We start from the raw sequence: 20,478 nt of genomic DNA, 5'->3' as shown, positions 1-20,478 counted from the left end.
TTATAACAACACCGAGCCTTCAGGAGAATTCCGGATGAGCAAATTTCTGGATCGGTTTCGCTATTTCAAACAATTAGCCGAACCATTTGCTGGCCAGCACGGCCAGACACTTAACACTAACCGGGACTGGGAAGATGGTTACCGTAGCCGCTGGCAGCATGACAAAATCGTGCGCTCCACGCACGGCGTCAACTGCACCGGTTCATGTAGCTGGAAGATCTACGTCAAAAATGGTCTGGTCACCTGGGAAACGCAGCAAACCGATTATCCACGCACCCGTCCGGACCTGCCTAACCATGAACCACGCGGCTGTCCACGCGGCGCCAGCTACTCATGGTATTTATATAGTGCCAATCGCCTGAAATATCCACTTATGCGCAAGCGTTTGGTGAAATTATGGCGCGAAGCGAAGGCGCAGCACAGCGATCCGGTTGAAGCCTGGGGCGCTATCATCAACGATCCCGAGAAAGCCAAAAGCTATAAAGTGGCGCGTGGACGCGGCGGATTTGTCCGTTCCAGCTGGCAGGAAGTGAATGAGCTTATCGCTGCCGCGAACGTGTATACCGCCAAAACTTTTGGGCCGGACCGTATCATCGGCTTTTCACCGATTCCGGCAATGTCGATGGTCTCTTATGCAGCCGGCGCGCGTTATCTGTCGCTGATTGGCGGTACCTGCCTGAGCTTCTACGACTGGTACTGCGATTTGCCGCCTGCCTCGCCGATGACCTGGGGCGAGCAGACCGACGTACCGGAATCGGCCGACTGGTATAACTCTTCTTATATTATCGCCTGGGGTTCTAACGTACCGCAGACGCGTACGCCGGACGCGCACTTCTTTACCGAAGTACGCTACAAAGGCACAAAAACCGTGGCGGTGACGCCAGACTATGCGGAAGTCGCCAAGCTGTGCGACCTGTGGCTCAATCCGAAACAGGGTACCGACAGCGCGATGGCGATGGCGATGGGCCATGTGATGCTGAAAGAGTTCCATCTCGATCGTGAGGTGCCTTATTTCCGTGATTACGTGCGCCGCTACACTGATATGCCGATGCTGGTCATGCTGGAACCGCGCGAAGGCGGCTATTACGCCGCCGGCCGTATGCTGCGCGCCAGCGATCTGGTGAATAACCTTGGCCAGGAAAATAACCCGGAATGGAAAACCATCGCGCTGGATAGTCTGAGCGGTGAACTGGTGGCGCCGCTTGGCTCTATCGGTTATCGCTGGGGCGAAGAGGGCAAATGGAACCTGGAAGCGCGCGAAGGCGGTTCAGATCGTGAAGTTGAGCTGCAATTGAGCCTGCAGGGCAGCCATGATGACGTAGCGGAAGTAGGCTTCCCTTACTTCGGCGGCATCGAGAGTGAGCATTTCAACAGCGTAGCGCTGGATGAAATTCTGCTGCATAAGCTGCCGGTTAAGCGTCTTACCCTGGCGGACGGCAGCGAAGCGCTGGTGACCAGCGTGTACGATCTGACCCTGGCTAACTATGGTCTCGATCGCGGTCTGGGTGATGCCAACTGCGCGGCCAGCTACGATGAGATCAAAGCTTATACTCCAGCCTGGGCAGAGAAAATCACCGGCGTATCGCGCGATCATATCATCCGCATCGCCCGCGAGTTTGCGCAAAACGCAGAGAAAACCCACGGTCGCTCTATGATCATCGTGGGGGCCGGTATGAACCACTGGTTCCACATGGATATGAACTACCGCGGCCTGATCAATATGCTGGTGTTCTGCGGCTGCGTCGGCCAGAGCGGCGGCGGCTGGGCGCACTATGTGGGGCAGGAAAAACTGCGTCCGCAAACCGGCTGGACGCCGCTGGCATTCGGTCTGGACTGGCAACGTCCGCCGCGCCATATGAACGGCACCTCTTTCTTCTATAACCACTCCAGCCAGTGGCGCCATGAAACGGTAGAAACCTCAACCCTGCTGTCACCGCTGGCGGATAAAGCACGTTTTCAGGGCAGCCTGATCGATTTTAACGTGCGCGCTGAACGTATGGGCTGGCTGCCGTCTGCGCCGCAGCTTTCTGCTAACCCGCTGCATATCGCCGCTAAAGCGCAGGCTGCCGGCCAGACGCCGGTTGACTATACCGTTGAAAGCCTGAAACAGGGATCGCTGCGCTTTGCCGCCGAACAGCCGGATAACCCGCAGAACTTCCCGCGCAACCTGTTTGTCTGGCGCTCGAACCTGCTGGGCTCCTCCGGTAAAGGCCACGAATACATGCTGAAGTATCTGCTGGGTACGGAAAACGGCATTCAGGGCAAAGACCTGGGCGAGCAGGGCAGCGTTAAGCCGCAGGAAGTGGAATGGCAGGATCGGGGCGGCGAAGGCAAGCTGGATCTGGTGGTCACGCTTGATTTCCGTATGTCCAGCACCTGTCTCTATTCCGATATCGTGCTGCCGACCGCGACCTGGTACGAAAAAGACGACATGAATACCTCGGATATGCATCCGTTTATTCACCCGCTGTCTGCTGCGGTCGATCCTGCCTGGGAAGCGAAAAGCGACTGGGAAATTTATAAAGGCATCGCCAAACGTTTCTCTGAAGTCTGTCAGGGCCACCTGGGCAAAGAGACCGATGTGGTGACCTTGCCGATGCAGCATGACTCCGCCGCCGAATTGGCGCAGCCGTTCGGCGTAAAAGAATGGAAAAAAGGCGAGTGCGATCTGATTCCGGGCAAAACGGCGCCGCATATCATCACCGTGGAACGTGACTACCCGGCTACCTGGGAGCGCTTCACCTCGGTTGGTCCGCTGCTGGATAAGCTGGGCAACGGCGGTAAAGGCATCAGCTGGAACACCGATACGGAAATCGAACTGCTGAAAAAACTCAATTACGTCAAACCTGAAGGGCCGGCAGCGGGCCGTCCGATGATTGACAGCGCCATCGACGCGGCGGAGGTAATCCTGACGCTGGCGCCGGAAACCAACGGACAGGTGGCGGTAAAAGCCTGGGGCGCACTGAGCAAAATCACCGGCCGGGACCATACGCATCTGGCACTAAATAAGGAAGATGAAAAAATCCGCTTCCGCGATATTCAGGCGCAGCCGCGTAAAATTATCTCCAGCCCGACCTGGTCTGGTCTGGAAGATGAACATGTCTCATATAACGCTTGCTACACCAACATCCATGAGCTGATTCCGTTCCGTACGCTCAGCGGTCGTCAGCAGCTTTATCAGGATCATGAATGGATGCGCGCCTTTGGCGAAAGCCTGTTGGTTTATCGTCCGCCGGTCGATACGCGCGCCGTGCAGCCGTTGCTGAATAAAAAGCCGAACGGCAATCCGGAAAAAGCGCTGAACTTTATTACTCCGCACCAGAAATGGGGCATCCACTCTACCTACAGCGACAACCTGTTGATGCTGACGCTGTCGCGTGGCGGGCCGATCGTCTGGATGAGCGAGGAAGATGCGAAAGAGCTGGGTATTGCAGATAACGACTGGATCGAAGCCTTTAATGCCAACGGTTCTCTGACGGCGCGTGCCGTGGTCAGTCAGCGCGTACCTGCCGGTATGACCATGATGTACCACGCGCAGGAACGCATTGTGAATATTCCAGGGGCGGAAATCACTGGCCAACGTGGCGGTATTCATAACTCAGTAACGCGCGTTTATCCGAAGCCGACCCATATGATTGGCGGTTACGCGCAGCTGGCCTACGGCTTCAACTATTACGGCACCGTAGGTTCGAATCGTGATGAGTTTGTGGTGGTAAGAAAAATGAACAATGTCAATTGGTTAGATGGCGAAGGCAACGACGAGTGCCAGGGTTCCCGCCAGGAGGCTCAGCAATGAAAATTCGTTCGCAAGTCGGCATGGTGTTAAACCTCGACAAATGCATCGGCTGCCATACCTGTTCGGTCACCTGTAAGAACGTCTGGACCAGTCGCGAAGGCATGGAATATGCCTGGTTTAATAACGTTGAAAGCAAGCCCGGCGTCGGTTATCCGCGCGCCTGGGAAGATCAGGAAAAATGGAAAGGCGGCTGGATCCGTAAAATCAACGGTCAGCTGCAGCCGCGCATGGGCAGCCGCGTCGGCCTGCTGTCCAAAATCTTCGCTAACCCCGATGTGCCGGCGCTGGATGATTACTACGAGCCGTTCGATTTTGACTATCAGCATCTGCACAACGCGCCAGCAGGCAAACATCAGCCGATCGCGCGTCCGCGCTCGCTGATCACCGGTCAGCGGATGAAAAAAATCGAAGGCGGCCCGAACTGGGAAGAGATCCTCGGCGGTGAATTCTCTAAACGTTCGCAGGATAAAAACTTCGATAACATCCAGAAAGAGATGTACGGCCAGTTCGAAAACACCTTCATGATGTATCTGCCGCGCCTGTGCGAACACTGCCTGAATCCGGCCTGTGTCGCAACCTGCCCAAGCGGCGCCATTTATAAGCGCGGCGAAGATGGCATTGTACTGATCGATCAGGATAAATGCCGCGGCTGGCGTATGTGCCTGACCGGCTGTCCGTATAAAAAAATCTACTTCAACTGGAAAAGCGGCAAGTCAGAAAAATGTATTTTCTGCTATCCGCGTATCGAAGCCGGTCAGCCGACTGTATGTTCGGAAACCTGCGTAGGCCGCATCCGCTATCTGGGCGTGTTGCTGTATGACGCGGATCGTATCGAACAGGCGGCGGCAGTGGAAAACGAGCAGGATCTCTATCAGAGCCAGCTGGATGTCTTCCTCGATCCGCACGATCCGGCCGTTATCGCTCAGGCGCTGAAAGATGGCGTCCCGCAGAGCGTGATCGATGCGGCGCAGAAATCACCGGTTTATAAAATGGCGATGGACTGGAAACTGGCGCTGCCGCTGCATCCTGAATATCGCACGCTGCCGATGGTTTGGTATGTGCCACCGTTATCGCCGATTCAGTCCGCCGCCGATGCGGGCGTGCTGGATCAGCAGGGCGTGCTGCCAAACGTAGAAAGCCTGCGTATTCCGGTGCAGTATCTGGCAAATCTGCTGACCGCTGGCGATACCGCGCCGGTGCTGCTGGCGCTGAAACGTATGCTGGCGATGCGCCACTATAAACGCGCGGAAAGCGTGGACGGCGTAGTAGATACCAGTGCGCTGGAACAGGTGGGCCTGACCGAGGCGCAGGCGCAGGAGATGTATCGCTACCTGGCTATCGCCAACTATGAGGATCGCTTTGTGGTGCCTTCCAGCCATCGGGAACTGGCGCGCGAAGCCTTCCCGGAAAGCAAAGGCTGCGGCTTTAGCTTCGGCGACGGCTGCCACGGCAGCGACAGCAAATTTAACCTGTTTAATGCTCGCCGCATCGATGCGATTGATATTACGCGCAAAACCGAGAACCGGGAGGATGCCTCATGATGGCGCTAAGAATTATTGGCCGTCTGTTGGACTATCCCGATCGGGCGTTGTTCGAGCATCAGCAGGAGCTGGAGGAGGCGCTGGCTGATGCCCGCGAGCTAAACGCGCAACAGCGTGCGCAGCTCATGGCCGTGGTGCGTGATTTCAGCGCTCGGCCGCTGCTCGATCTGCAGGCGGATTACTGTGAACTGTTTGATCGCGGACGCGCTACCTCGCTGCTGCTGTTTGAACACGTTCACGGTGAATCCCGCGATCGCGGGCAGGCGATGGTCGATCTGCTGGAGCAGTATCGCGCAGCCGGACTGGAGCTGGATAGTCGCGAACTGCCGGATTTCCTGCCGCTTTATCTGGAATATCTCAGCAGCCGCAGTCCGGAAGAGGCACGTGAAGGGCTGGTGGATATCGCGCCGATTTTAGCGCTGCTGGGCGCGCGGCTGCGGCAGCGCAACAGCCGCTGGGCCGATCTGCTTGACGTGCTGCTGGCGCTTTCCGGCAGCGGCGTCGTTGCCGATACGCTGGAGCCGCAGGTGGCGCAGGAGGCGCGCGACGATACGCCGCAGGCGCTGGATGCGGTCTGGGAAGAGGAACAGATCCGCTTCCTTGGTGAACAGGGCTGCGCCTCAGCACAGCAGGAAGCGCATCAGCGCCGCTTTGCCGGTGCCGTTGCGCCACAGTATCTTGACGTGGCGCAAGCCACCACAGGAATGACGGGACGCTGATCATGCAATTCTTGAATCTGTTTTTCTTTAATATCTATCCTTATCTGGCCGGTACGGTTTTCCTGGTCGGCAGCTGGTTGCGTTACGACTATGGACAGTACAGCTGGCGCGCAGGCTCCAGCCAGATGCTGGATAAAAAAGGGATGCGTCTGGCATCTAACCTGTTTCATATCGGTATTATCGGCATCTTTTTTGGCCATCTGGTGGGCATGCTGACGCCGCACTGGATGTATGAATCGTTCCTGCCGATTGCGATGAAACAGCTGCTGGCGATGGTTGCGGGCGGTATCTTCGGTGCGATGACGCTGATTGGCGGCGGTCTGCTGCTGAAACGTCGTTTGACCAATCCGCGCGTACGCGCCACCAGCAGCACCGGTGATATTCTTATCATTACGCTGCTGGTGATTCAGGCTGCGCTGGGCCTGCTGACGATTGTTTTCTCTGCTCAACATATGGACGGCAGCGAGATGATGAAGCTGGTAGGCTGGGCGCAGGCAATCGTGACGTTCCATGCCGGTGCGGCAGCGCATCTGGAAGGGGTGGCGCTGATCTATAAAATCCACATGGTGCTGGGCATGACGCTGTTCCTGCTGTTCCCGTTCTGTCGTTTAGTGCATATCTGGAGCGCGCCGGTAGAGTATCTGACCCGTCGTTATCAGCTGGTGCGTAACCGCCACTGATAGCTTGTGCCGCAGGTCGTTCGGCCTGCGGCATCTCCATTCGCTGTTTCCCGCTTTGTCACACGCTTCCCCTTTATCCCTGGCGCAATTCGGATAGTTTTCTCGCTGCGGCAGTTCTATGATTGCAGGCTCCCTGTTGATTTTCGGAGCCGCTATGCCCGCCCATATCAAGCTGATCAAAGATAAGCTGCTGTCAGAAAACTGGTTTGTCTTACGTAATTATACCTATGAACTCACCACCAGCAGCGGTGAAACGCTGCGTCACAAGCGCGAGGTATACGATCGCGGCAACGGCGCTACCATCCTGCTTTATAACCGCGCAAAGAATAGCGTGGTGCTGATCCGCCAGTTTCGTATGGCGACCTTTGTTAATGGCAATGAGAGCGGCATGCTAATCGAAACCTGCGCTGGGCTGTTGGACAATGATTCGCCGGAAGACTGCATTCGTAAAGAGGCGATTGAAGAGACCGGCTACGCCGTCGGCCAGGTGGAAAAACTGTTTGAAGCCTATATGTCGCCCGGCGGCGTGACGGAACTGCTGCATTTTTTTGCCGCCGAGTATGATGAGTCGCAGCGGGATAACGCTGGCGGCGGCGTGGAAGATGAATCGATCGAGGTGCTGGAGCTGCCTTTCCCGCAGGCGCTGGAGATGATCAAAAGCGGTGAAATCCGCGATGGCAAAACCATTATGCTGCTGCAGTACGCGCAACAGGCAGGCTGGCTGCGCGCCTGAGGCGATGAAACTTACCGGCGGCGGCAAACCCTGTCCGTCGCCTCATTTTTTTGTCTGTTTTTATACGCCCGTTCCAGTTTGCTCCAGGATGTTAAGGCCATTCAATAGTGGAGCGACATCATCATGGAAGAAGGTTTAAACCTTGCCTTAAGCCCGGTTCAGCTCGCCGCCGTTTTATCGCCTCATTCTGTGACTGAAGCGGAAGCCCTCAGCAACCGGCTGCTGGGCGGACTGGAGCTGGCGCTGGGAACCGTCGAGCTGATGGGTGCAACGGCCCTGTGCCTGGCGAAACGATTAGAAATTATTCGCTGGGCGAATACTGAGCGCGGAGACAAGGCGCTGGAACTCATATGGAATGCGGGACAAACGTAGCCTCACAAACCGCCGCGCTTTTGCTCTACTACGCGGCATTTTGCTGATCAATTCGCTCCACCTGCAGCGCCGGATAAGCCTGCAGCCGGGCCAGCGCATCGGCATATAACGGCATGGAATTGGCTGCGCCAGGCCGCTCCACGCACAGCGAAGCATAGGCGGAGGCAAACAGCGCCGCCTGCTTCAGCGGTTCGCCAGCCGCCAGCCGCGCCGCCAGCGCGCCGTTGAACGCATCGCCTGCGCCAGTACTGTCTGCCGGCTGGGCGGGAAACAGCGGAATACGGTACATCGCCTCGCCGTCGGAGAGCAACGCGCCCTGCATCCCCAACGTAATAATAAGCTGACGTACCCCTTTGCCATGCAGTACGGTGGCTGCCTGTCTCGCATCATCAAGGTTATTGACCGTCACGCCGCTTAACAGCGTGGCCTCCGTGCTGTTTGGCGTGAGCAGATCCACCTTGCTTAACAGCGCAGCGCTGACTTTCTGCCACGGCGCAGGATTAATAATCACAAAAGTGCCCGCCGCCCGGGCAATATCTACCATACGCTGAATGGCGCTCAGATTATTTTCCAGCTGCATCAGTAAGATATCCGCAGCGGCAACGGTCGGCTGGCAGCGGGTGACTTCCGCTGCGGTAACGGTCAGATTGGCGCCTGGGTAAACGGAAATCATATTTTCCGCATCGTTGCCCGCAACGTAAATCAGCGCATTGCCGGTGGGTTTTTCTTTGCAGGTGAATAGCGTAATGGCGTCAAAACCGGTTTTTTCCAGATGACGACGGGCAAACTGGCCAAAGTCGTCCTGACCGATTTTGCCAATGTAGTGAACGCGCGCCCCGGCCCGAAGTGCGGCAGTGGCCTGATTCGCGCCTTTACCGCCTGGCCCCATCATACTGTGACGCGCAATTAATGATTCACCCGGCAGGGGAAAGCGGCTCATGCCGGCCACGATATCCAGATTAAACGAGCCGAAAACACATACTTTACCTTTCATTTTAGCCTCCTGAAGTGGCGTTCAGCGGCCAGACAGGCGCCACGGCAGCCGGTTTGATCGGTCACGCTGCTAAAAATCACTTTTAAACCCTGACGCGTAGCCGGGGGACGCAGATGAGTAAAAATAGTTTCCCGCAGCGCTGCGAGAGGGAAGTCGCGCATCGCCAGCACGCCGCCGCCTAATACTAAATATTCCGGGTCGAGAATATTCATTTCACCGGCGATGGTTTGCCCCAGACGCTGAATAAACGCCTGTAGCGCCGGGTGATTGCCGTGAAGGGTAAACAGCTGCGCCAGCGGCACATCCGGCTGGTGTTGCGCTGCCCAGTGCGCCAGCCAGCTGCCGGAGGTCAGGGTTTCCACACAGCCGCGATTGCCGCACGGGCAGGGCAGATCGCTATCACGCCACGGCATATGACCGATTTCGCCCGCGCCGCCGTGCTCGCCATGATAAAAACCACCGTTTAGCCACAGGCTGTTGCCCATGCCGGTGCCCAGATAAAGGCCGACGGCGTGGTTGGGTAGCGTTGCCAGCTGTAGCAAATCCCACAGCATCAGATGATTAACATCTTTATCCATCGCTACCGGCACGCCCAGCCGCTGCGCCAGCAATGCCGCCACCGGCTGGTGATCCAGCGCCTGGATAAACGGCAATGAAATCACCTGCTGACGATCGCGGCTGAGAATGCCCGGCAGGCCGAGCATCACGCCGCTGACGCTTTGCTGCTCCAGCGTGGCGTTAATCAGCTCGGCCAGCGCATCCAGCGCCTGCGGCTGCTGCGCCCAGCTGGCGGTCGCCACCTTACGAAAACCGTGCCATTGATGCTGCGCATCCATTAACAACAGCCGGGTGCTGGTGCCGCCAATATCGATACCAAGCCAGCTTGCCGTCATGCTGACTCCCGCAACAGGCTTTGCGCCTGAGTAATATTGCTCATCATCATATCCCAGGCGCTTTCCAGCTCCTGATGCAGGTTAAACAACCCGGAGGTGCCGACGATCAACACTTCCGCGCCCGCTTCCAGCAGCGTGCCGTAGGTTTTTTGGTTACAGGAGCCATCAATCTCAATCAGATAGCGATAGCCGTGCTGCGCCTTCAGCGCCTTTAGTTCGGCAATTTTTTTCACCATTTCCGGGATAAAAGGCTGGCCGGCATAGCCCGGATCGACGGTCATGACGGTAATTTTATCCAGCAGGTGCATATAGTGATGGATCCAAGAAACCGGCGTGGCAGGATTCAGCACCACGCCGGGCTTTTTACCCAACGCACGAATTTGGTTAATAACGCGAAAAGCGTCGCGGTTGATGGTTTCCGCATGTGGGCAGATATAATCCGCGCCCGCCTGCGCTACGGCCGCAATAAAGTCGGTGGGCGTTTCCACCATCAGATGCACATCAATCGCCACCGGCGTATACGGGCGGATCTGCTCGATAAAAAAGGGCGATAGCGTAATGTTTTTCACATAGTGGCCATCCATGATGTCCACATGCAGGAAATCTGCCCGCGTATTCAGCACCGACAACTGCTGCTTGATTTCCATCAGATTCATACACATCAGCGAAGGGGAGATCTGGATAGTCATTACACTTCCTTTTTTTCAGTTAAGTGGGGCAGGCGGCTACGCAGCTGGCTGCGTCGCAGCGTCAGATAAGCGTGGCAGCGGCCTTTGCCATGTTTGATCGCCAGCACCAGGATCAGCACTACGCCCCACATGGCGAGACTGAAATGCTGACTGATATTCATCAGGTTAAAGCCGGTAGAGAGGATCTGTAGCGCGATCAGCGACAGCACCACGCCGGTCACGCGGCCAAAGCCGCCGTTGGGATCGGCGCCGCCAAGAATGATCGCCAGCACTGTCAGCAGCAGATAGGCGTCGCCATAGCCCATGCGCGCGGAATTAAAACGCGCCATCATTACCAGACCGGCAAGCACGCACAGCCAGCTGGAGATGACATACACCACTATCAGCATGCGGTGCGTATTGACGCCGCTAAACCAGGTAGCGTTGATATTACTGCCGCCCATATAGATGCACTTGCCGGTGCGGGTTTTACCCAGAAACAGCGCCAGCAGCGCGGCGGCGGCAAGGAACAGCCACAGCGGCAGCGGTACGCCCAGCAGCGTATCGGCGCCCAGCGCCCGTACCGTCTCCGGCATACCGCTAACCGCCGTGCCTTTGGTCAGCCAGATGCCGATACCGTTCAGCGTCATCATGGTGGCCAACGTGACCAGAATCGGATGGGCGCCAATGCGTGTGACCATCAGGCCGGTAATCACGCCGATCAGCGTGGCGATCAGCAATGCGCCGGCCAGGCCAAGGCCCAGCCACAGCAGTTGCATCGCCGTGCCGGCAGAGGCCGGCAGAAAATGCAGCAGCAGCCAGGCGATAAACAGGCTGGTAAGATTAGCGGTGGCGATAATCGCCAGGTTAAGGCCGCCGCTGAGAATGGCGATAAACATCGCCAGCGTTAACAGGCCGAGTTCCGGCAACTGAAAAGCCATACTCATAAAGGTCGAGCCGGTAAAAAAGCGCCCCGGCAACAGCAGGGCAAACAGCGCCAGCGCCAGTGCGATAAGCAGTATCAGGCCGCTATTGGTGCCGTCAGGCAGCCAGGAATGGCGTGGTTTCATCATCTCTTCTCCCACCGATCAGACGAAGCTGACATCGGTTTCTTTGCGTTTTTTGTAATGGGTGACGGCGATGGCAATCATGATCACGCCGCCCACCACAATGTTCATGAAGTAGTTAGAGACGCCGATCAGGTTGAGGCCGTTCTTCAGGATGGCGATCAGAAAGACGCCCATCAGCGTGCCGGTGACCGTGCCTTTGCCGCCCATCAGGCTGGCGCCGCCCAGCACCGTTGCCGCCAGCACATCTAGCTCGCCGCCCACCAGTGCGTTCGGCACCACCTCGCCCATACGATAGACCTGCAACATCCCGCTAATAGCCGCCATCGCGCCCAGCCAGCCGTAGGCGAACAGCGTGATCAGCGTGACGCGGATGCCGACGCGCCGCGCCGATTCCGCATCGCCGCCGACGGCATACAGCTGGCGGCCAAGGTGGGTTTTATTCAGCAACAGCCAGCTGATGGCGGCAATAATTAGCATCATCACCAGCGGCAGACCGATCTGATAGCTCTGCCCGTTCAGCGTAAAGGGCAGCACCTCCCGCAGCGTAATCCACCATTCCGGCAGGTCATACAGGCTGCGTCCGTCGGTCAGCCACATCAGCAGACCAAACAGCAGCGATTGCATACTGATAGTGATAATGATGGAGACAACGCGCAGCGAGGCGATCAGCAGCGCATTAATCATGCCGAACAGCGTACCGCACAGGATGGCGAGGCCGATGCTAAGCAGCGCGCTATCGAACTGGAAGTGAATAAACAGGCTGGCGATCAGGTATTGCACCACCGAGGCGACAGCGGCGAAGGAGATATCAATGCCGCCGGTGACCAGCACGACAAACAACCCCAGGGCAAAAATACCGGTCACGGCATAGCTTTCCGCCAGGTCAAGCAGGTTCTGCACGCTGAGGAACTGATCGCTGGCCAGCGCAAAGAACAGCATAAAAGCCAGCAGCACCCAGGCGAGCCAGCCCTGGCTGCTTTGCGGTTTAAAGCGGGATAAGTCAGGCATTGATCACCTCCTGTAGCTGCTGTTGCGCCACGTTGCCCGGCTGATATTCGGCATGGATAGTGCCGTCGCGGAAGTGAAGAATACGGTCGCAGTTGTACCATACCTCCGGCACCTCATCGGAAATCAGGATGATGGCCAGCCCCTCCTGCGCCAGCTGATGAATCAGTTGATAGATGCTGGCTTTGGCACCCACATCGACGCCGACGGTCGGTGAATCAAGGATTAAAATGCGCGGCTGCGTCAGCACCCACTTCGCCAGCACAATCTTTTGCTGGTTGCCGCCGGAAAGGGTGGAGATCGCTTGCCCGGGATCGGCGACGCGCACCCCAAGCTGTTGGATCCACTGTAGGATCAGTTTGTTTTTGCGGTATTCATCAATCAGGTGGAAGCGGTTCTGCAGCCGATCAAGAATGGAGATCACCATGTTGTCCGCCACCGACTGTTGCTGTACCAGCCCCAGCGTCAGCCGATCTTCAGAGACATAGCCAATTCCCGCTTTAATCGCATCTTCGTGGCTGCGGAAGCGCACCGGTTTACTGTCCAGCCAGATCTTGCCGCTGTCAGGCCGCGTCATGCCGAACAACGACAGCGCCAGCTCGGTGCGGCCCGATCCCAGTAGGCCGCATAGCCCCAGCACTTCGCCTTTATACAGGCGAAAGTTGATACCGTGATACTGGCCGGCCCGGGCCAGGTTCTCTACCTCCAGCAGCAGCTGTTGGCGAGCCGTAGGCGTTTTAAGCTGATAATCCAGCTTTTGCCCGGTCATAAGCTCGGTCAATCGATGGCTGTCCATTTCACTGGCGGGCCAGCTGCCCATCTTGCTGCCATCACGGATCACCGTCACCCGATCGGATATCTCCAGTACCTCATCCAGCCGGTGGCTGACAAACACCACGCAGATATCCTTCTCTTTTAGATAGCGTACGGTGCGCAGCAGCTGATTGACCTCGGTGCGCGTCAGCGAGGCGGTCGGCTCATCCATAATCACCAGCTTTGCCTCCGCGACCAGCGCACGGCAGATAGCAACCTGCTGCCGTTGAGCGATAGAAAGCGCCGCGACTTTTTCATCCAGCCGCAGGGTGAAGCCCAGTTCGTTAACGATACGCTCGGCGGTAGCGCGCAGGCGACGCGCGCTGTACCAGCTCAGCAGGCCATCCAGGTTATGCTCAAAAGCGATGTTCTCCGCCACGCTGAGGTTAGGAAACAATGACAGATCCTGATAAATCACCTGAATGCCGAAGGCGCGTGCCTGTTTTGGCGTTAGCCGCGGCCAGCAGCTGCCATCCTGCAGCCTGATCTGCGCACCGCTATCCGGCGCATAGACGCCGGAGATCACCTTAATCAACGTGCTTTTACCGCAGCCGTTGGTGCCGGCCAGACAGTGAACTTCACCCGGCATCAGGCTGAGCGAAACGGCGTTCAGCGCGCGATTGCCGCCAAAGGTTTTCGACAGGTTTTCCAGCGCAATCAGCGCCTGAGGTTGTTGCTGTTTCATGATTACAGCCCCATTTTGACCAGTTTCGGCAGGTTGGTTTTATCCAGACTCTCACTGTTATTGCCAAGAATGGTGTGTTGGGCTTCATCCACCTTCACTTTTCCCAGCCCTTCAATGATCATGCCGTCGGTAATCGGCGCTTTTTTCTGCATCATGTCGGCGATGCGCACAAACACTTCCCCGGCGGTCATCGGATTCCAGATAAAGCCGCCTTTAATCGCATCGCGTTTAACCAGAGACGCGCCCTGGCCAGGGCTGAATGCGCCGATAACGCAAACCTGTTGCGTTTTATGGCGGTTCATCACCGCGCGGCCAGCGCCGATAGGGCCCTGCGAACCGAATGCCATAATGCCCTTCAGATCGGGGTATTTAGACATCAGCTCATTGGTCGTGCGGATAGAACCATCCAGCGATTCGCCCACGCCGAATTTATCCGCTACCAGCTGCATTTTGGGATAGTGTTGCTGCTGATAGTGCAGGGCGGCATCGGTCCACTGCTGATGCAGCGGCACGGTCAGGCTGCCGACATACATGGCATACTTGCCCTCTTCATGCATGCACTGCGCCAGCGCCTTCATATGGTTAACGCCATGAGTGGTCGCGTCGATCAGCTCGAAATCCCAGTCGGCGTATTTCTGTCCAGGAGATTCATGGGTAATAACTTTGATCCCGGCATCGCGTGCCCGCTTCAACACCGGTTCCAGCACCTGTGGATCGTTAGGCACCACGCCGATAATATCGACTTTCTGCGCAATAAGATCTTCAATGGCGCGCACCTGTAAGGCGGGATCGGCAGCGGTTGGACCAACCTGCCAGGCATCGATGCCGCGTTTGGCCGCCTCGCTTTTAATGCCCGCCTCCATGGCGTTAAACCAGGGAATGCCGCCGATTTTAACGACGATGCCCATACGCAGTTTGTCTGCGGCTAAAGCAGGAGAGGCCGCCAGTATCGCGAGCAGAACGCAGAGGGTAGAGGTTTTTTTCATCGTAACTCCGTCGGGTTGCATCAGTAATTGATCAGCTGTACTGCCTGAGCGCGTTGTGAACAGTCGATAACATTCACGCCATTCCAGGCCAGCTCCTGCTGTAACGCTTTATCTTTCAGATTGTCGGTTATCAGAAAATCCACATCACGGTAGTGACAAATACGGGCAAAAGAGGGCCGGGAAAATTTACTGGCATCCATCAGTAAATATTTTCTTTCAGCGGCCAGCAGCATTTGCTGTTTTAAATGCGCGCCGTTTTCATTGCCTTCACGTAAATAACCGTCGCCGCCTAAGCCGCTACAGGAAAAGAAAATTTTATTAATCAAAAACTCCTTTAACGGTAATTCCGCGACGATGCCGTGAAAGTCTTCATAACGCTCAGAATATTCCCCTCCCAGGCAGATGGTGCGTATATGACTTTTTACCGCCAGCGCCTGGATGGTGCGCAGGGAATTGGTTAACACCGTTAGTTCGATATCCGGCAGCTGCCGCGCCAGAAACCAGCAGGTGGTACTGCTATCCAACAGCAGGCAGTCGCCAACGGAAATAAAATCTAATGCCCGCTTGGCTATTTGCATTTTCTGCTGCTCGTTTTCATTCATTCTCTGGCGAAAGGTGGCCTCATATTCATTCAATACAGTACGGCGATAATTATGTTCCCCCGGTGAGGGGCGGTTAATAACCGCGCCGCCGTGGCTGCGCTGTAAAATGCCTTTTTTCTCCAGCTGCGCCAGATCGCGACGAATAGTTTCCTGCGAGACCTGGAATAACTTAACCAGTTCGGCAACCAGCACCCGACCATTCAGATTTAATTCTTCAATGATTTGCCGCTGACGCTCAATCGGTAACATGGTGACCTCCGGTGTATTAAAAGTAAGGGATAGCGAGATCGCAAAATGTGCCCTGGACAAAACTCCAGGACCGGCGAAAACGTGACGGCTAATTAAGTGAGTGGGCTCGTGATAATTATGAAAACGAAGTTATCAGTATCATTTTTATGTGACTTACATCACAAATAACCCGCTAATTTCGCCCGTCAGAGCGTATTAATGCCATAGCCTCTGTTTTTTCGCAGGCAAAATAACGTGACCGAAGATGACCGTTTATGCGGATATGACCGTTTGATGATCCGCTTGCAGAGTCCGAGAAATCTGATTGAGGTAAGCTAAGCGGCAAAGGATGATAAATCGTATCGTTAGGTGATCACCCTGGTTTGTTCCCCGGTTTCAGGCCTGTTTTCTTTTATTGCCAGAGAAAGGCATGGTGAACCGCTGTCGTTGCGCTATCATCAATGAACTAATTTAGGGATTGGGTTATTAAATGCCTTACTGGATGAAATCGCTGTTGTTGCCTTTTCTTTTCATTGCCAGCGTGCAGGCGGCTCCGTTACAGAAAATATTTACCGACTGGCAGATTACCTGTAATAACCTTAATTATTGTGTGGCGCGGAATATTCCAGGCGAAAATGGTTTAGTGATGAGCCTTTCCCGCTATGCCGGCGTTAACGATCGTCCTTTGTTGCGTATTGACTATGGCAATCGCTATACCGGCGACCTGAAGGGTGCGACATTACAGGATAACCTGCTACTTGATCAGCAGCGTCTAAAGCCTGATTTCAAGCACTGGACGGTAGAGCCGCACCATCTGGCTACCGCGCATCCCATCGCCATTGATGAGTTCCTGACACAAATCATGGATGCCGATAATATCCAGGTAACATGGCGGCCCCAGTCTACCATTTCATTGCACGGGCTGAAGGCGGCGCTGTTGCTGATGGATGATATTCAGGGGCGTGTCGGTAGTCTGAGCGCCTGGGTTAAGCGCGGCAGCCGTAGCGTATGGGATGTGCCGCCGGAACCGGCCGCGCCGTTAATGCGTCTTCCTGGCCGCCCTGCGGCACCGTTAACCCGGGAGGAGACCACTGGTCTGATCGATTACGGCACCTGGCGCGTGAATGCCGATGAGTGTTCGCTGGATCCGATGCGACGTGAAGTCAGCGTGGCGCCATTAACCGACAGCAAGGCCCTGCTGCTGGTCAGCTGTGAGATGGGCGCTTACAACATGATTGATTTAGCCTTTGAGGTTACCCGCAGCCAGCCCTGGCAATCGCGTCGCCTGACGCTATCGTTGCCTTTTTCCCCGCCAGGGCGCAACGACAGGCAGCTGGAAATCATCAATGCGGAATATGATGCGGCTAATGCGCAGCTTTTTACCTATGCTAAGGGACGTGGCCTGGGCGATTGTGGGATTGCCACCCGCTGGCAGTTTAACGGTCAGGAGTTTGCGCTGGCCGAATATGCTGAAGAGAGCACCTGTGACGCCTGGCATGGCAGCGACGAATGGCCCACTCTATGGGTAAGCCAGCGCCCGCCGCAGCCCTGAGCGGCGAATAGTTAATCCGCCGCGCGGCCTTAGCGAATTTCCTGCACCCGTATCGGCGAGCCTTTTTGGTTGCCAACCAGTTCGGTCAGTAGATCATTGACCCCATCACTCATGGCGCGAAAACGCGTCAGACTGGTGCGGGTGACTACCACAAATACGCCAACGTTATACTGCGGAATCATCGCCATATAGGTAATAAATCCGCCGCCGCCGCCGGTCTTTTGCATAATGCCCGGATGGCCGTTCTCCGGCGCCATATAAACCCAGCCCATACCCAGCGCTTGCGCTTTGCCAGGCACATCCATACCTTCCACTTTCGTTAACTGGCTGCGCTGATATATCAACGTTTGCAGGCGGTCAGTTTGCGGCGTGCGCGTATGGATATCGGAATTCAAAAACTGTTGCATCCATCGGCCCATATCTTCCGGCGTGGAGTACACGCCGCCGCTGCCGATGGCGGCAAGGGTGTTAATACAGGGACTGGCGCCGCGCTCCGGCACCATCAGACGTTTGCACTGTTCGGGGGAAGGAGTGAAGGTGGTATCTTTCATGCCCAGCGGACGGGTAATCAACTGGCGAAGCAGCACCGGATAAGGCGTGCCTGCTGCACGCGCAAGGGCATCTGCCAGTAAGTCATAGGCGATATTTGAATAGGCGGCGCGTACGCCAGGCGGCGTATTCAGCTGTGCCTGTTGCAGCCAACTCCAGCGATCGGCTTTGGTTGGCCAGACAAAAACCGGCCGTCCCGCTTTACCGCCGGGCTGCTCACGCGGCAGACCGCTGGTGTGCGTGGCCAGATGGATTAGGCGCATCGGTTGTCCGGCATAGCTGGGTACGCGTGAGCCGGGCGGCGCATAGTTAGCCAGCGGATCGTCCAGCTTTACCTGTCCCCGTTCCGCCATTTTAAGCATCACTTCGCTGGTCATCAGTTTGCTCAGCGAAGCTATACGGATCAATGAGTCTTTTTGCGGGCGCGTCTCATTGCCGGGACGGGTTTCGCCAAAGCTGGCGAAAACCCGCTGATTGCCATCAATAGCGACCAGCGCCATACCGGTAGCGGCGCTGCCATAGAAAATATGTTCAGCATAACGATCGACAATTTGTGAAGCCAGAAGCGGATCGGGCGAAGATTGCGCCTGGCTGCGCAGCGGCAGCGTGGCAAAAAGAGCAGCCAGCAGATAAAAACGAGTTTTCAACGGGGACGAATCCATCAGGTTTAGCGAAAGGTAAATGATATTACCCCAAATAATTTGAGTTGCAGCAAGGCGGCGATAGGGTAAATCCCGGGAGCTTACAGCAGTAAGCGACGCGGGACGCGCGGACAAATCGGCTAAGGTGATTTGAACGCCGCTTGCGGCGGCCCTTTAGAGCGAGGCTCAAAGGGCCGGGTAATGCCAACGCACCTGCAACATGATGGGTATAGTAATCGTTTTACTAATAACGGAAAGGGGGAACATAAGAATTTTTTGTCTGTTAGCGAGGTGTCAGTTGCATGGCGATACCCACGGGATTGTGGACGACCAGAGCCTCTTTACCACCAGAGGATCCCGACAGCATCGGTACGAAACGCATCACACATGACATAGTCGTATCGCTGTTTTATCTGAGCCGTTAATAAAAACGGCGGAAAATACTTTCCGTTTTGTATTCGGTATGGCCGTCATTATATTGTCTGATTATTAGTGGTCGGTTCTCTTTAGAAATACAATTGGCTTCTGTATCCATTTCCTCAAAGCAGCGCAGATCGCTGTCCTGATCGGTACCAAAGTCTTTTTTGTAATGGGTGTTGTAGATATATATTGAGTAAATGTTTTCATTGAAGTCTAATTTATTGAAAATGTTTTCGCGATGCTTCTCCCACCACCTGATTTTTCCCTTAGTTGTCCAGGGGAAATATTCAACAACCATTACTATTATATGTTTTGACGTGTGATGTATGCCAATGATCTTGGGTGGAAAACAAAAACGGTAGCTAACAACCACGGAGATTATTGTCAAAAATATAATTATTAACCTTTTCATTTTTTTAATGATCCTTTTATTTCTAAGGTGGTATTTATTTCCGAAATAAACGGACGGAAGCCATATCCCTTCCATCTTTGCAAAATAAACCAAATGCGAAATATACGAAAGTTGCGGTAAAAATTATTGCTAATATCTGTAGTATCTAAGCCAAAATGATCCTGGAACTTAAACCGTATAATGACTTTGAAATTATGATCCTTGACTTCAAACGAATCAAGATAAATTTGAGTAGACCATATATCATGTATGGTAATACCTAAGCTATTGAAGTTATCCGGAAATTTATCGAATTTCGGAAGTCTTATTTCATTAATATCCTTTATTATCCCATCAAAAGATATATTAACTGTACCGTTTTTCGAAGCCACACTATATTGAGATAATATGGCAGCTATTAATTCAACAGTTTTTTTCATAGAACTATGTTCTGCCATTGCCTGATCCAGCAGCGGATGGCTGAAAACGGCGCCGTTGCCATACTGCATATGCGTAATCATCATTCTCGCCAGGCTTTTATAGTCGCCATAAAATGAAAACATATCTGACAGATCGCGAAACTCATCAAACAGTATGCGTGCGCTCTCTTCCCGGCTGGGGTGGGTAAAAGGATCAATGCGCGCCGAAATATCGCGCAGATGATATTGCTGGCGCAGCACCTCAGAGGAGAGGTCGCCATACAGCATATCGGGCGCACCGTAATCATCCATGGCATGCTGCGTGGCGAAAAGCAGGCAGGGCAGTTTTAACGTGGGCGATATTAATGTTTCTGTCATGGCTAAGCTCCGTTTAGCAACCTTATTGAAAAAGCCGCCGCAGGAAAGCGGCGGCAGACAGCTTACATTTCTTTGTTTTCTTTAATATCCCAGCCAGCCGCTATCTCAGCGCCTCTGCCGCCTTTTTCCGTTTGCTCCCAGTATTGCTGACGCACTCTGGCCGCCTGAAAGTTATAGGTCATGTTAACCCGTTCACTGGCGCCGGTGCCGTTGTAAGTCATGCCGGTTAACAGCACCTCCTCCAGGGTAATGCGCATATATTCAATCTGTGGATCGCCCGCCTTACAGGCAGCAAGCTCGACTTTATTAAGATGCCTGCCGTGAACTGCGTCCGGCAGTTCTT

General features: G+C 55.0%; 19 protein-coding genes. 7 read left to right on the top strand and 12 right to left on the bottom strand.

What is annotated here, in order from left to right; translation table 11 throughout:
• Nucleotides 1–34: 34 nt before the first annotated feature.
• The 6 genes from K6958_RS14790 to K6958_RS14765 all read left to right on the top strand — a co-directional run bounded on the left by K6958_RS14790 (nt 35) and on the right by K6958_RS14765 (nt 7,841).
• Nucleotides 35–3,796: a nitrate reductase subunit alpha gene (locus K6958_RS14790; protein ID WP_249891842.1), complete on the top strand. Its 3,762-nt coding sequence runs from the start codon at nt 35–37 to the stop codon at nt 3,794–3,796.
• Nucleotides 3,793–5,337, top strand: a complete 1,545-nt coding sequence (narH, locus tag K6958_RS14785) for a nitrate reductase subunit beta (RefSeq protein ID WP_249891841.1) — start codon at nt 3,793–3,795, stop codon at nt 5,335–5,337. Before K6958_RS14790 ends, narH begins: the two co-directional genes overlap by 4 nt.
• A complete protein-coding gene (gene narJ, locus K6958_RS14780) occupies nt 5,334–6,056 on the top strand; it encodes a nitrate reductase molybdenum cofactor assembly chaperone (protein WP_249891840.1) in 723 nt (240 codons plus the stop codon). The genes narH and narJ overlap by 4 nt, the downstream gene beginning before the upstream one ends.
• Before the next feature lie 2 nt (nt 6,057–6,058).
• Entirely contained in the window at nt 6,059–6,736 is a 678-nt protein-coding gene (gene narI, locus K6958_RS14775) for a respiratory nitrate reductase subunit gamma (protein WP_249891839.1), read from the top strand.
• 154 nt (nt 6,737–6,890) lie between these two features.
• Nucleotides 6,891–7,469: a GDP-mannose pyrophosphatase NudK gene (gene nudK, locus K6958_RS14770; protein ID WP_249891838.1), complete on the top strand. Its 579-nt coding sequence runs from the start codon at nt 6,891–6,893 to the stop codon at nt 7,467–7,469.
• A gap of 123 nt (nt 7,470–7,592) precedes the next feature.
• A complete protein-coding gene (locus K6958_RS14765) occupies nt 7,593–7,841 on the top strand; it encodes a hypothetical protein (RefSeq protein WP_249894763.1) in 249 nt (82 codons plus the stop codon).
• Between the two features lie 28 nt (nt 7,842–7,869).
• Here the strand turns inward: K6958_RS14765 and K6958_RS14760 are convergent, their stop codons facing one another.
• Genes K6958_RS14760 through K6958_RS14725 form a run of 8 tightly spaced genes read right to left on the bottom strand, consistent with a single transcriptional unit; the run spans nt 7,870 to nt 15,806 of the window.
• Nucleotides 7,870–8,835 (bottom strand): ribokinase, encoded by a 966-nt coding sequence (locus K6958_RS14760; RefSeq protein WP_249891837.1) that lies wholly within the window; start codon nt 8,833–8,835, stop codon nt 7,870–7,872.
• The gene (gene alsK, locus K6958_RS14755; RefSeq protein WP_249891836.1) at nt 8,832–9,728 is read right to left on the bottom strand and encodes an allose kinase; all 897 of its coding nucleotides are present in this window, start codon (nt 9,726–9,728) and stop codon (nt 8,832–8,834) included. The genes K6958_RS14760 and alsK overlap by 4 nt, the downstream gene beginning before the upstream one ends.
• Nucleotides 9,725–10,417, bottom strand: a complete 693-nt coding sequence (gene alsE, locus K6958_RS14750; RefSeq protein ID WP_249891835.1) for a D-allulose 6-phosphate 3-epimerase — start codon at nt 10,415–10,417, stop codon at nt 9,725–9,727. Before alsE ends, alsK begins: the two co-directional genes overlap by 4 nt.
• Complete coding sequence (locus tag K6958_RS14745) at nt 10,417–11,466, bottom strand: ABC transporter permease (RefSeq protein WP_249894702.1); 1,050 nt, start codon at nt 11,464–11,466, stop codon at nt 10,417–10,419. The genes alsE and K6958_RS14745 overlap by 1 nt, the downstream gene beginning before the upstream one ends.
• Nucleotides 11,467–11,484: 18 nt before the next feature.
• Entirely contained in the window at nt 11,485–12,474 is a 990-nt protein-coding gene (locus tag K6958_RS14740; protein ID WP_249891834.1) for an ABC transporter permease, read from the bottom strand.
• Entirely contained in the window at nt 12,467–13,969 is a 1,503-nt protein-coding gene (locus K6958_RS14735; RefSeq protein WP_249891833.1) for a sugar ABC transporter ATP-binding protein, read from the bottom strand. The genes K6958_RS14740 and K6958_RS14735 overlap by 8 nt, the downstream gene beginning before the upstream one ends.
• A 2-nt stretch (nt 13,970–13,971) precedes the next feature.
• Complete coding sequence (locus tag K6958_RS14730; protein ID WP_249891832.1) at nt 13,972–14,955, bottom strand: substrate-binding domain-containing protein; 984 nt, start codon at nt 14,953–14,955, stop codon at nt 13,972–13,974.
• Nucleotides 14,956–14,975: 20 nt separating this feature from the next.
• Complete coding sequence (locus K6958_RS14725) at nt 14,976–15,806, bottom strand: DeoR/GlpR family DNA-binding transcription regulator (protein WP_249891831.1); 831 nt, start codon at nt 15,804–15,806, stop codon at nt 14,976–14,978.
• 469 nt (nt 15,807–16,275) lie between these two features.
• On the opposite strand from K6958_RS14725, the gene K6958_RS14720 reads away from it, so the two are divergent.
• The gene (locus K6958_RS14720; protein ID WP_249891830.1) at nt 16,276–17,337 is read left to right on the top strand and encodes a DUF1176 domain-containing protein; all 1,062 of its coding nucleotides are present in this window, start codon (nt 16,276–16,278) and stop codon (nt 17,335–17,337) included.
• 29 nt (nt 17,338–17,366) lie between these two features.
• Here the strand turns inward: K6958_RS14720 and ampH are convergent, their stop codons facing one another.
• The 4 genes from ampH to K6958_RS14705 all read right to left on the bottom strand — a co-directional run bounded on the left by ampH (nt 17,367) and on the right by K6958_RS14705 (nt 20,473).
• Nucleotides 17,367–18,548 carry a D-alanyl-D-alanine-carboxypeptidase/endopeptidase AmpH gene (ampH, locus tag K6958_RS14715; RefSeq protein WP_434085171.1) on the bottom strand — a complete coding sequence of 394 codons (1,182 nt, stop codon included), beginning with the start codon at nt 18,546–18,548 and terminating at the stop codon, nt 17,367–17,369.
• 400 nt (nt 18,549–18,948) lie between these two features.
• Complete coding sequence (locus tag K6958_RS21265) at nt 18,949–19,359, bottom strand: DUF943 family protein (protein WP_350355794.1); 411 nt, start codon at nt 19,357–19,359, stop codon at nt 18,949–18,951.
• Nucleotides 19,356–20,135 (bottom strand): DUF3289 family protein, encoded by a 780-nt coding sequence (locus K6958_RS14710; RefSeq protein ID WP_249891828.1) that lies wholly within the window; start codon nt 20,133–20,135, stop codon nt 19,356–19,358. The genes K6958_RS21265 and K6958_RS14710 overlap by 4 nt, the downstream gene beginning before the upstream one ends.
• A gap of 62 nt (nt 20,136–20,197) precedes the next feature.
• Nucleotides 20,198–20,473, bottom strand: a complete 276-nt coding sequence (locus tag K6958_RS14705) for a type VI secretion system tube protein Hcp (RefSeq protein ID WP_434085218.1) — start codon at nt 20,471–20,473, stop codon at nt 20,198–20,200.
• Between the last annotated feature and the right edge of the window lie 5 nt (nt 20,474–20,478).

Origin of the sequence: Mixta hanseatica (genome assembly GCF_023517775.1) — a bacterium.
Taxonomy (GTDB): domain Bacteria; phylum Pseudomonadota; class Gammaproteobacteria; order Enterobacterales; family Enterobacteriaceae; genus Mixta; species Mixta hanseatica.
This window is presented reverse-complemented; position numbering and strand designations above follow the sequence as displayed.